Source organism: Chryseobacterium subflavum (assembly GCF_055762745.1).
Genome location: NZ_JBVTMR010000001.1, coordinates 1,153,881 through 1,167,096 on the forward strand (window position 1 = coordinate 1,153,881; position 13,216 = coordinate 1,167,096).

Annotated in this window: 11 protein-coding genes; 4 read left to right on the forward strand and 7 right to left on the reverse strand. The window is 36.7% G+C overall.

Annotation, left to right across the window (positions count from 1 at the left end):
- Positions 1-6 precede the first annotated feature (6 nt).
- From AC0INN_RS04885 to AC0INN_RS04895, 3 genes are all read left to right on the forward strand, one after another.
- Complete coding sequence (locus AC0INN_RS04885; protein WP_273647833.1) at positions 7-435, forward strand: DoxX family protein; 429 nt, start codon at positions 7-9, stop codon at positions 433-435.
- 215 nt (positions 436-650) lie between these two features.
- A complete protein-coding gene (locus AC0INN_RS04890; protein WP_306612042.1) occupies positions 651-3,053 on the forward strand; it encodes an alpha/beta hydrolase family protein in 2,403 nt (800 codons plus the stop codon).
- Between the two features lie 86 nt (positions 3,054-3,139).
- On the forward strand, positions 3,140-3,676 hold the full coding sequence (locus AC0INN_RS04895; protein WP_172283245.1) for a hypothetical protein: 537 nt from the start codon (positions 3,140-3,142) through the stop codon (positions 3,674-3,676).
- A gap of 47 nt (positions 3,677-3,723) precedes the next feature.
- On the opposite strand, the gene AC0INN_RS04900 is transcribed toward AC0INN_RS04895, so the two are convergent.
- A complete protein-coding gene (locus tag AC0INN_RS04900) occupies positions 3,724-4,413 on the reverse strand; it encodes an HAD family hydrolase (RefSeq protein ID WP_273647834.1) in 690 nt (229 codons plus the stop codon).
- 77 nt (positions 4,414-4,490) lie between these two features.
- Between AC0INN_RS04900 and AC0INN_RS04905 the strand changes: the two genes are divergently transcribed.
- Positions 4,491-5,060 (forward strand): Crp/Fnr family transcriptional regulator, encoded by a 570-nt coding sequence (locus tag AC0INN_RS04905; protein WP_273647835.1) that lies wholly within the window; start codon positions 4,491-4,493, stop codon positions 5,058-5,060.
- A 27-nt stretch (positions 5,061-5,087) separates the two neighbouring features.
- Here the strand turns inward: AC0INN_RS04905 and AC0INN_RS04910 are convergent, their stop codons facing one another.
- From AC0INN_RS04910 to AC0INN_RS04935, 6 genes are all read right to left on the reverse strand, one after another.
- Positions 5,088-6,455: an MATE family efflux transporter gene (locus AC0INN_RS04910; RefSeq protein ID WP_273647836.1), complete on the reverse strand. Its 1,368-nt coding sequence runs from the start codon at positions 6,453-6,455 to the stop codon at positions 5,088-5,090.
- A 71-nt stretch (positions 6,456-6,526) separates the two neighbouring features.
- The gene (locus AC0INN_RS04915) at positions 6,527-7,711 is read right to left on the reverse strand and encodes a sigma-54-dependent transcriptional regulator (protein WP_172283238.1); all 1,185 of its coding nucleotides are present in this window, start codon (positions 7,709-7,711) and stop codon (positions 6,527-6,529) included.
- A 56-nt stretch (positions 7,712-7,767) separates the two neighbouring features.
- Positions 7,768-8,427, reverse strand: a complete 660-nt coding sequence (locus tag AC0INN_RS04920; RefSeq protein WP_273647837.1) for a YggS family pyridoxal phosphate-dependent enzyme — start codon at positions 8,425-8,427, stop codon at positions 7,768-7,770.
- Positions 8,428-8,539: 112 nt separating this feature from the next.
- Positions 8,540-9,406 carry a polysaccharide deacetylase family protein gene (locus AC0INN_RS04925; protein ID WP_273647838.1) on the reverse strand — a complete coding sequence of 289 codons (867 nt, stop codon included), beginning with the start codon at positions 9,404-9,406 and terminating at the stop codon, positions 8,540-8,542.
- Positions 9,407-9,532: 126 nt separating this feature from the next.
- Positions 9,533-10,261 (reverse strand): DUF72 domain-containing protein, encoded by a 729-nt coding sequence (locus tag AC0INN_RS04930; RefSeq protein ID WP_306612047.1) that lies wholly within the window; start codon positions 10,259-10,261, stop codon positions 9,533-9,535.
- Positions 10,262-10,320: 59 nt separating this feature from the next.
- Positions 10,321-13,185 (reverse strand): heavy metal translocating P-type ATPase, encoded by a 2,865-nt coding sequence (locus tag AC0INN_RS04935; RefSeq protein ID WP_273647840.1) that lies wholly within the window; start codon positions 13,183-13,185, stop codon positions 10,321-10,323.
- Positions 13,186-13,216: the final 31 nt, after the last annotated feature.

A 13,216-nucleotide genomic window follows, 5' to 3' on the forward strand; every position in this document is an offset into this window, starting at 1 on the left:
TCATACATGAATTATAGTAACTCAAATTCTAATCCCATATTTAGAGATATTATACTGTTAATTGTGAGAGTTTTTATTGGATTTGCCATGCTTTCACACGGATATCCCAAACTCCAGATGTTATTGGAAGGCGGCAAGATAGATTTTTATGATTTCTTAGGACTTGGTCCGCAGATCTCTTTAATTCTTACCATTATAGCAGAGTTTGTATGCTCAATACTCCTTATTTTAGGATTATTTACCAGAGTAGCTCTGGGTTTCCTTATCTTTACAATGATTATTGCGGGATTTGTAGTTCATGGATCCGATCCATTTGAGAAAAGAGAGCTGGCTTTTATTTACCTCTCTGTTTATCTTCTTTTAATCGCTTATGGAGCCGGAAAGATCTCGGTGGATTACATGATAGAAAAACGAAAAAGGGCATCCGATTGGTAGATGCATACCGATATAAATAAAGAGGGCATACTTGTATGCCCTCTTTTTGTTTTATAAAAGATAAAATTCACGATGTATCTTCACCGTATAATCTCGATTACGTTGTAAAAATTATTAGGTAATTATCGGATTTTACAAGTTGCAGGACAGGCTAAATGATTGTTGTTTACCCTTTATAATAACAAAATTTACTAAATTCGTAAAAAATGTATATAATGAAGATAAAACTAACCGTTTGCCTTCTTGCGTTCCTTAATTTTTATGAAGCGCAGGAAAATGTTACTTATCAAAAGCCGTCTGCTGAAATTCTTAAACTTGCAGACTACGAAAGACCTCCAAGTGTTTTAATGAACAGTAAAAAGGATTGGGTAGTTTTCACTTACCGTCCTACCTATAAAACCCTAGAAGATCTTAGTCAGCAGGAAATGAAATTAGGTGGTCTCAGAATCAATCCTGTGACGAATATTTCTAGTTCAGCAACTTACTCCAATAACCTTAAGGTTAGAAAAATCAATGATAAAAGTGAGGTTCAGGTAAAAGGATTGCCTTCCAATCCTAAAATAACCAATACTTCTTTTTCTCCCGATGAAAAAAAGTTTGCCTTTACTAATACAACAGCAAAAGGAGTAGAGCTTTGGATCGTGGACCTTGAAACGGCAACGGCTAAGAAAGTTACCAATGATAATCTCAACGCCAACCTGGGTAGTCCTTATACGTGGTATAAAGATTCTCAGAATTTACTGATAAAAGTGCTTCCGCAAAACAGACCTGCATTGATAGATTCAAGCAAGGATCTGCCAACAGGACCTATTGTATCTACTGCGGATGGAAAAGTATCCCAAAACAGAACGTATCAGGATCTTCTTAAAAATCCTCAGGATGAAAAAAACTTTGAAATTCTTACCGCTTCAGATATTTATAACGTAGATCTTTCCGGCAACGTAAAAAAAGTGAAAGATCAGGACATGTATGCAGGTCTGAGCTTTTCACCGGATGGGAATTACCTGATGGTTACAACAATCAAAAAGCCTTTCTCGTATATCGTTCCTTTGAACAGATTTCCCATGACAACAACTGTATATGATGCTAAAGGAAGCATGGTGAAAGTCGTAAATGAAGTCCCTTTAAATGAGATTATGCCTAAAGGTTTTGCCTCAGTAAGAACAGGTAAAAGAGATATGGGCTGGAGAAGCGATGCCCCGGCAACACTTGTTTACGCAGAAGTGCTGGATGGAGGTGATCAGGCTAGAACTGCTGAATACAGAGATGAAATCTTCACCTGGGAAGCACCGTTTAACAATGCGGCAAAATCGTTCTTTAAAACGAAGCAGAGATATGAAGGAACGAGCTGGACCAATGATCATTATGCTATCGTTTCTGAAGATTGGTATGATACAAGAAATACTAAGTCATTTTTAGTAGACCTGAACAACGGGGAGTCAAAAGTAATTGATGACAGAAACTATCAGGATGTTTACAGCGATCCCGGAAATTTCAATACCACAAAAAATGAATTCGGAAGAACTGTAATTGATATGAAAGGGGGAAAAGCTTATCTCATCGGAGCAGGATTTACAAAGGACGGACAGCATCCTTTTATCGATGAAATGGATGTGAAAACATTAAAAAAGAAAAGACTTTACACTTCAAACTTAAAAAATGCTAAGGAAGATATTATAGATATCCTTAATCCCGCAAAAGGTGAGGTACTGACTATCCAGCAGTCTGCGAGCCAGTATCCTAATTATTTCAGGAAAAACATCAAATCTAATAAAGCAGAAGCTGTAACTACTTTTGCCAATCCTTTCGAAAGCATCAAAGATGTGTATAAGGAAGTGATTACTTACAAAAGAAATGATGGTGTAACGCTAACGGGAACTCTTTATCTTCCGGCAAACTATGACAGAAAAGCAAAAAAAGAAAAACTTCCCTTGCTGATCTGGGCTTATCCTACAGAATATAAAGATAAAAATACGGCAGGGCAGAATACTCAGAATCCTAACGACTTTACCTTCCCTTATTACGGTTCTTTTGTATACTGGACCACAAAAGGATATGCTGTTCTGGACGATGCTGCATTCCCGATCATAGGGGAAGGAAAAACAGAACCTAATGATACTTTTATTCCGCAATTGGTAGCAAATGCAGAAGCAGCAATTAATGCTGTAGATCAGTTAGGCTATATCGATAAGAAAAAAGTAGCCGTAGGAGGGCATTCCTATGGGGCTTTTATGACCGCTAACCTTTTAACCCATTCTAAATTGTTTGCGTGTGGAATTGCCAGAAGCGGAGCTTATAACAGGACATTAACGCCGTTTGGCTTCCAGAGTGAGCAAAGAAACTACTGGGATGTACCTGAAATTTATAACACAATGTCACCATTTATGAATGCTGATAAAATGAAAACACCATTATTGCTGATCCATGGTGATGCGGATAATAATCCGGGAACATTCACTTTACAGACGGAAAGATATTTCCAGGCACTGAAAAATCTGGGTGCTCCCGTAAAGATGGTTCTTTTACCTAAAGAAGCCCACGGATATGTCGCAAAAGAAAATATTCTTCATTTGCTATGGGAACAAGATCAGTTCCTGGAGAAATGTCTCAAGAAATAAATTGAAAAACTCGTCCAAAGGGACGAGTTTTTTGTTATTTTTAGCTGAAATTTACATATTAAGTTAAAAAGTAAGAAGTAGCACTTATGAAAAAAATATTGTTAGCATTACTTTTATTCATTTTTATTGGAAAAATTTTTGCACAAACTGATAGTCTTGAAACTGGAAAATATTTTTCAGCAAAAAGGCATTTTGAAAAGGAATACATAAAACAAAATTATTTAAACTCTGATGTAAAGGTTGAAAAGGATAGAATAATAATTGATGTTATAAAAGATGATGGCTTTTCAGGAGATTTAGGAAATAGAATTACCTTAATTTTTGGACATAAATTATTTAGTCCATTAGAATTAGACAATGAGAATGCAGTTCAAATATTTAGTAATAATGAACTTGTATTGTTGAATCCGAATCCGCAGACAAAAAGATTTAAGTTTTGGATAATTCCCAAAAATAGGGTTGGGCATAAAAATTCATTTGAATATATGCTGCAAGGAAGAGCTAATCCTTCGGAATACTATTTTGAACTTCAAAATATGAATGCTGATGAAAAGACAAGCTTTGAAGAATTTATTAAAGGTTCAAAACTTACCTATTTAGCATATGGGGGAATTATCATATAATTATATTCGTTGTCCACTTATTCAGGAAGGATAAAATCAATTGATCATTACAAATATTTCAAAACCCCACTGATATCATCAAGTTCAATAAATCTTTCATGTTTCAGCTGATGTTCATGTTGCTCGTGAGCCCAGGTGATATGGAAAGGGATATGAGCTGCATAGCCTTCTATCTCAAGAACAGGTAAAATATCTGATTTTATGGAATTTCCCAACATAAGAAAATGTTCAGGTTTGCAATCCAGATGCTTCAATAGCTTTTGATAATCACTATTTTTCTTATCACTCATAATTTCTATGTGATGAAAATATTTTTCGAGCCCGGATTTTTTAAGCTTACGTTCCTGATCAAGCAAGTCTCCTTTTGTAGCCATAACCAACCTGTATTTTCCTTTTAGTTGTTCTAAAGTCTCTGTTACACCTTCAAGAAGTTCTATAGGCTGCTGAAGTAAATTATGCCCCAATTCAATTGCTTTATTGACCAGTTGGAGTGAAGCTGTTCCGCTTGAGACTCTGCAGATGGTTTCCACCATAGAGAGCATAAAACCTTTGACCCCATAACCGTAAAGGTGAAGATTCTGCATTTCGGTTTTAAATAATTCCTGAGAAACGGAGTGGTGTGGAAGGTAGTCTTCCAGTAAAGCACAAAATTCCTTTTCCGTTTCCTGAAAATACGGCTCGTTTATCCAGAGCGTATCGTCTGCATCAAATGCTATTGTTGTTATATGATTTTTCATTTTACTTTTGTACATTTCTGAAGGCAAAAATCAGAATAAAAAATACATCAGAAAAGGACATTTGTCCCGGACCCTATATGTTACGAACGAACGAAGCATTTTTAAAGTATTTAGAGCAGCTATACGTAAATCAGGAGCGTAAAGAAGATATTGTTATAAAATCATTTTCAAAGGGGCAGAAAATATTTACCCAGAACGAAGCGGCGTCGAAAGTAATGCTTATTCGTGAAGGAATTACAAAATGCTATTTTGTAGAGGAAAATGAAAAGGAATATATTATGGAGTTTCTGGGAAAAGGTGAAATTATAGGTGAAATAGAGTTTATTAAAAATATTAATTGCCTTTGCTCCATCGAAGCTATGACCAATGTTTCTGTATACGCTATTTCCATCCCTTATTTGAGATCGGTGATTAAAAATGACCTTACGTTGAATAACCTTTTGCTGGATGTATTTGCTGAACGTATTGTAAATACATCGACAAGGGCGTCTTACCAGCAGCTGTACACCACTGAACATAATCTGGCAAAGCTTCTGAAGCTACAGTCCAAACAGGAGATTGAAATTTCAAAAGAAGATATGGCTGCTTATTTAGGAGTGACCATAAGAAGCCTAAACAGGGCGTTGAAAAGTCTGAATAATAAGTAAAAAAGCGGTCTGACAAGACCGCTTTTTTTATATGGATGCATTCTGCCTGATTTTCTTTGCAGACATATTTAAAAAACGTTTGACCAGGAAGATCGCAGAAATGGTTAATCCCAATCCTAAAGCAATCCACATTCCGAATGCTCCCATATTTAGTGTAACACACAATAAGTAGCCCAATGGAACGGTAATCACCCAGTATGCTATAAAAGTGTAAATAGAAGGGATTTTCACATCCTGTATTCCTCTAAGCATCCCCAATGCTGTAACCTGAATTCCATCAGATAACTGGAATAATGCTGCGATAATCATTAGTTTTGAGGCCAGTGTTATCACTTCAACTTCTTCTTTTTTGGTGAAGAATGTTGGGAGAATATTTCTACCCAGAATAAATACAATTCCACAGATGCACATAAAGATAAAGGCAATTTTTAAATTATTAAGCCCAACTTTTCTCAGCTCTACATAATTTTGTTCACCCATCTTCCTTCCGATCATTACGGTAGAGGCTACACTGAATCCTACACATAAATTAAAGGTAAACGAGGCCATGCTTAATGCAATCTGGTGAGAGGCAATATCGTGAGCTGAAATCAATCCACAGATGAAAGCGGCTCCCGCGAAGGCAGTTACTTCAAAGAACATTTGCAAAGCTGTTGGTAGTCCTAATTTTACCATTTTATCGAACATACTTCTGGAGAACACATGGATCTTTAATGAAAAATCTTTGATATAGCGTCTTGTTCTTTCTTCTTTTAACAAAACGAAGTAAAGAAAAACCACCATAAAAATCCGGGCGATCAAACTGGCCAAAGCAGATCCTTTTACTCCCATCGGAGGTAATCCGAAAAGGCCCTTGATAAAAACGTAATTTAAAACAATATTAATAACGTTTGCAATAATGGTTGCTTTGGTCACACCAATCGTGTAGGATAGCCCTTCAGAAACCTCTCTCAAGGTCTGAAACGCCATAAAGGGGATCATACTGATCGCCATAATTCCCAAAAAATGAACTGTATCAGGAACGATCTTCGCAGGCTGTCCCGAATGATAGAGTAGAGGTAATCCCAGTAACAGGACTGCCATTAAAATGATTCCTACAGTCATATTGATCACAAATCCATGGCTGAATACGGAATTAATTCTTTCATGGTCGTGTCTTGAATGTGCTTCCGAAACAAGGGGAGGGATCGCAAAAGAGAATCCCAGTGCCAGTACAAATGTCGAGAAAAATACGGCATTTCCTAGAGAAACGGAAGCTAAAGCATCTGCGCCTAATAGTTTTCCGACAATAATATTGTCGAATAAGTTAACAGATACTTGCCCTACCTGCGTTAGCATTACGGGTAGCGCCAAAGTAAGGCATTCTTTGGTATAGTTTTTATTTAAAAAGCTCATAGTTTTAACAAAAAAAAATTTGCAGTGTTACTACTGCAAATTTTTTATAATTTATTTAGTTTATAATTAAATTATTTTCTTACAAAATTTGCAACATCCTCCTTGGAAACTGTGCTTCCACCTAGAATAATTAATCTTTCCACAACATTTCTTAATTCTCTGATATTTCCAGTCCATGAAAGGGCTTTAAGCGCTTCAATCGCTTCATCATCAAATTTTTTCACGGCTGTACCATGTTCATCCGAAATCATTCCTGAGAAATGTTCTACCAATAATTTGATATCTTCTTTTCTTTCATCCAACGGAGGTACATAGATTTCAATTACAGATAACCTGTGGTAAAGGTCTTCTCTGAATTTCCCCTCTTCAATTTCTTTCTGCATATTTTTATTCGTGGCAGCAAGAACCCTTACATCAACTTTTATTTCTTTGTCGCTTCCTACAGGAGAAACTTTGCTTTCCTGAAGTGCTCTTAAAACCTTTGCCTGTGCAATAAGGCTCATATCTCCGATTTCATCCAAGAAGATAGTACCTCCTGTTGCCTGTTCGAATTTTCCCTGCTTATCTTTGATAGCTCCGGTAAAAGAACCCTTTACGTGTCCGAAAAGTTCGGATTCGATCAGTTCTGATGGGATCGCCGCACAGTTTACTTCGATCATAGGTCCCTTTGCCCGTTCACTTTGATTGTGAATAGCATGCGCTACCAGCTCTTTACCTGCACCGTTAGGCCCGGTAATAAGAACTCTTGCATCAGAAACAGCTACTTTTTCGATCATATCCTGAATCTTCTGTAATGCAGGAGATTCACCGATCATTTGGTATTTTTTGTTGACTTTTCTTTTAAGTGTTTTATTTTCACTCTGTAGCGTCTTATTTTCCTTTTTCAGGGTTTCTTTCGCTAAGGCATTTTTAACACTGGTGATCAGTCTGTTGATATCGATAGGCTTAGAAATGAAATCATATGCTCCATCCTTTAAGCAAGAAACAGCAGAATCAATATCTGCATGCCCTGAGATCATAATAAAAGTAGTTTCGGGTTTTAACACCAAAGTCTGCTTCAAAAGCTCTGTTCCTGAAAGTTTTGGCATCTTTATATCGGAAATCACTAATGCGAAATCTTCTTTTTCCAGGTGTTTGTAACCCTCTAAACCATCTTCGGCTACTACAAATTCATAATTGGTAAGTTCATCAGACAGAATACTGTGCAGTACTCCTGAGATTGCTTTTTCGTCTTCTACTATAAGGATTTTTTGCATAGTTGCAAATTTAGATTTTTTGATTGAATTATTAGCAAAAACTATACCTAAATACTTTATTTAGAATAATCTCTTCGCCCGAAAATTGCAGAGCCAACCCGTACGGAATTTGCCCCGCATTCAATGGCAATAGGGAAATCATCACTCATTCCCATTGATAAGGTATCCAGTTTTTTTAATTGATTTAATTCATCAAAAACTTTTTTTAAGGTTAAAAATTCCTTTTTTACCTGTTGCTGATCGTCAGTGAATGTAGCCATCCCCATAAGTCCGGTAATGTGAATATTAGCAAATTCACCATTGATGTATCTTTGGAAGAGCTCTCTGGCTTCCGATATTTCAAGACCGAATTTACTGTCTTCAGCAGCGATTTTTACCTGCAGAAGAACCTTAATTTTTCGGTTATGTTTTCCTGCTTCTTTATTGATCTCTAGCAATACTTTTTCAGAATCCACACTCTGGATCGTGTCGATAAATTCAGCAATATATTTTACCTTATTCGTTTGCAGATGCCCGATAAGGTGCCATTGAATATCTTTCGGAAGCAGAGGATATTTCTCCATAAGCTCCTGGACTTTATTTTCACCGAAAACTTTCTGTCCCAGGTCATAAACCTCCTGAATAGCTGAAACAGGATGGGTTTTTGAAACGGCTACCAATTGAACTCCTTCGGAAAGCTGTCCCTTTATATTGTTGTAATTTTCTTTAATATTCATAATTGCAAATTTCTGAATTCTTATAGCAAAAAGCTAATGATTTTATAAAATTTTAAATAGGTCTGAGTTACTTTTTTGCCATGAAATTTCAGAATGAGCCTTGTTTCATGTTTTAATTTAAAACTTCATTGATTTTAGGATAAGCGGAAATCTTTCTGAATACAAAGCGATTGGTCTTCTGTAGTTTTTCAATAAACAGATCGAGCTCATTAATTGAATCGGTATCCGAAAGATACTGATCATGGGTAAGGAACACCAAATGTCTTGATGTTTTTTCAAGGTCATTAAAAAAGATGCTGTCTACTTTTTTCAACATGGCTTCGTGACTTCCTTTAAGGACCATTCTGTTTGTGGGCTTCCATTCCAGATCCCAGCCGATTACTTTATATCCTGCCTTTTTTAAATGATCGGCTGCCAGCGAAGAACTTTTAATATCCGTAACATTGATGTTGTTGAGCCTCCAGATATTTCTGCCCGGAGTTCTGGCGATTTTATTGTGCAGTGTAAGACTGTCCTTTGCTCTGTCAAAATCATGAACAACTGCTTCCGGATTTTTATAAAAACTGGAATATTTGTTGTGGGCATGCGAAAAACTATGATTAGCCAGTTCAATCAATGGGTCTGCTTTCAGCAGTTCCATATCATTCTTTTGTCTGTTGCTGTCATAGCTGTGTTTTCCCACTATAAATGCAGTAGCACATACATTTCTTTTGCGTAAAACTTTCAGAAGGTTTTCGGTCCCGCGATTAGGACCATCATCAAAAGTAAGATAAATAACTCTTTTGTCTGTCGGGGTTTCGTCATCCTCCAATTCGGTGACTATTTTTGCGACGGGATGGTCTTTGGAAATCATCTTTTCAGAATCTTTCGCGTCTTTTTTCTCATTACAGCTGTTGAATAAAACTGAAGTTGCACTCACCAATGCAAACATCCCAAGAAAAGTCAGGTTTCGCGACTTTTCCGCAAAAAGGTTTTTCATAAAAAAATTGGAGATTAAATGTTAATTATCGTTAAAATTTACAAATAGATGTTAACAATATGCATGCCAATTTTTACAAAAAAATAAGTTTTAATAATATTTTAATCTATTAATTGTAAAGGGTTTTCAAGATAATATCTTTTTCAGATACAGCCCGTTTTTTATCGCGGCAGTTCCCCAGGTGTTATTGAAAAATATAAACGCTTTCTTTTGTGATTTTTTTATTTTTTCGGTTAAATGATTGAGAAATTCGTGAGTGTACTCAGATTTGTAGAGAATAGGCTTTCCATGAAGTCTATAATAAATGATTTCAGGATGATTACTCATTAAGTCTTCCGGAAGGTTTCCGGGAAAACTGACACCGGAAAAAATAATGTTTTTTTGCTTTAAAGCCTTTAAGACTTCATCAGTCCACCATGAAATATGTCTAAATTCCATTACATTTATGAAATCAAAGTCCGGATGTGTTAGTACCAAATCAAGGTTTTCGGGAGTATTTTTGAAAGAAGGGGGAAACTGATATAAAAATCCGGATAGCTTATTTTTTAATTCCTCATGGATGTGACGGCAAAAGATTTCGATCTCGTCCTTACAATCTTTCATTCTTTTTTCGTGGGAAATCGTTTTGGGGATTTTAATAAAAAACCTGAATTCTTCAGGAGTTTCATCAAACCATTTTACAAGAGTTTTCAGAGTCGGTTTTCTATAAAAGGTAGAATTAATTTCCACAGCATTGAATTCTTGAGAATAGAGCGTAAGGAAATTTTTCGCAGATGCATCTTGTGGATATAGAGAGCCTTTCCAATCATTATTATAGAATCCTGAGCAACCGATATGATACATTTCTTTTTTCATGGTTTTATAAAGTTCCTCCGGATTTGATCTATAAACCTGGAATCCGGAGGAAAATTTGATTATTTAACGTCGAGATCGACAGCGTTTAATCTTAATGAATTAAGAATCACCGATAAAGAGCTGAAACTCATGGCTGCGGCTGCAATCATCGGAGATAACAGAATTCCAAAAAAAGGATACAATAATCCTGCCGCAATAGGAACTCCTAATACATTATAGATAAAAGCAAAAAAGAGGTTTTCCTTAATATTCTTCAATAGTTTTTCACTCAGAAGCTTAGCTTTGGCTACACCTATGATATCTCCTTTTAATAAAGTAATCTCTGCACTCTCAATAGCGACATCCGTCCCTGTTCCCATAGCAATTCCGATGTCGGATTGTGCCAAAGCAGGAGAGTCGTTGATTCCATCACCTGTCATTGCGACAATTTTTCCTTCTTTCTGAAGTTTTTTAACTTCATTTAATTTATCTTCAGGTAAGCAATTGGCTTTGTAGTGTATGATACCCAGCTCATCCGCTACAGCTTTAGCTGTATGTTCATTATCGCCGGTCATCATCACGATATCCAGACCTTCTTTCATTAAGAGCTCAACGGCCTTTTTAGAACTTTCTTTGATTTTATCCCTAAAGCTTATGAACCCTAAAACATTATGATCCTCGGCAATATATGAAATCGTATGCGCTTTGGACTGAACTTCAATTGCCTTCTGTTTTAAACTATCAGGAATGGCAATCTGATGAGAGGTCAGGAGATTTTCGTTTCCAACATACACCGTTTTTCCATCGATGATTCCTTTTACCCCTTTTCCGGATATGTTTTCAAACTTTTCCACCTTCGCGGAAGAGATTTTTTGATCCTTAGCTTTTTTAATGACTGCGTTAGACAGAGGGTGTTCTGAATTCTGATTCAATGAATAGGCTAATTTTAAAATCTGATCCTGATTTCCGTTATCCACTGTTTCAATGTGTTCTACAGATGGTTTCCCTTCGGTAAGAGTTCCTGTTTTGTCCGTAATAAGAACATTTACTTTGTTCATTTGTTCCAGAGCTTCGGCATTTTTAATCAGGATGCCGTTTTTAGCCCCTTTTCCGATTCCAACCATCAAAGACATTGGAGTAGCAAGACCTAATGCACAAGGACAGGCCACAATAAGTACAGCTACAGCATTGACGAAAGCAAACAAACTTCTTTTACCTTCGGGCCCGAAGAATTGCCATCCAACAAATGTTAAAGCGGCAATAAGGATAACCGTCGGTACAAAGATTTTTGAAACTTTATCGGTTAATTTTTGAATAGGTGCTTTACTACGACTTGCTTCATTCACCATTTTGATGATCTGGGACAATAGGGTTTCATCACCAACTTTTTCAGCTTTCATAATAAAAACCTGATTCCCGTTGATTGTTCCTGATGAGACCTTATCATCCATATTTTTTTCTACAGGAATCGGTTCTCCGGTGATCATACTTTCATCAACAATAGAGTTGCCTTCCGTTATTTTTCCGTCTACCGGTATCTTTTCTCCGGGCTTTACCTTTAAAAAATCACCGATCTTTACTTGAGAAAGAAGAACCCTTTTTTCTTCTCCATTTACGATCAGGTTGGCTTCATCCGGTGAAAGATTCATCAGCTCCCTGATTGCATTTCCAGTTTTTTTATGAGCAGCGGCTTCCATGAGTTGTCCCAGGATAACCAGCGTAAGAATGACACAGACCGCCTCAAAATAAAGCGGGATCTCATGATTGTGACCGCGGATTTCATGTGGGATGATATCCGGAAAAAGAAGAGAGACAATACTGAAAATAAATGCTGCAGAAACTCCCAGGGCAATCAGACTGAACATGTTCAGATTCCATGTTTTAAATGAAACCCAGCCTCTTTTCATTAAAAACCACCCAGAATAGAAAAGCACAGGAAGTGTTAAAGCCAGCTCAATAAAACCCTGAATCTGATGAGAGAACGGGAAATTAATCAGCATACCTCCCATAGAAAGAATAAATACGGGAACGGTAAATAGCAATGAAATAATGAATTTCCTTTTTAATATATTATAGGTTTCATCATCTTCTTCCCCTCCAGTATCAGGCATTCTTACGAGATCCATTCCGCATATGGGACAGCTTCCAGGCTCGTCCTGTATAATTTCAGGATGCATAGGGCAGGTATATTTTGCGGTCTTTTTCTCAGGATATTTTACAAGATCCATCCCACAGACAGGACACCCTACGTTGCTGTCATAAGTTTTGTCTCCTTCGCAATACATCGGGCAATAGTATCTTCCAGCCATATCATCCGTAACTTTAGGAGCTTCATGATGATGGTGGGTTTGTGAATGAGAATGAGAATGAGAATGTTGATGGGTATGTTCTGATGATGAATTATTAACAAGCTCTTGTGTAATTTCTTCCAGGTGCATATGACAAACCGGACAGTCGCCTTTTTCATCATATATTTTATCTCCTTCACAAAACATCGGACAATAATATTTTCCAATATGGTCTTTGAAGTTTTCCGGCAAATGTTTGGAAGAATAGGCCGGTTTGTAATTAGGGTCCTTAGCCTGCTTTTCTTCAATAGGAACAAGGTACATATGACAAACCGGGCATCGTTCTCCCTGTTTGAAGTATACTTTATCTCCCTCGCATTCCATAGGACAATAGTAAACTGAAGATGGAGAAACACGATCCTGAGGTTTAATGAAAGCTTTTTCCGGCTGCGTCTGATCTTCCAGCTGATAATAGCCAATCTCGGCTAAAGCCTTGTTTAGCGTATTAAGGTTAATTGCAGTATCTGAGATAATAGTTGCAAGATTATTTTCCAGACTGATATCTGCTGTAATACCCTCGATTGAATTTAGCTTTTCAGAGATTTTTTTCTGACAACCGGAACAGCTCATTCCGAGTATTTTATATTGTTGTTCCATGATCTTAAATTATGATACAAAATTCCGTAAA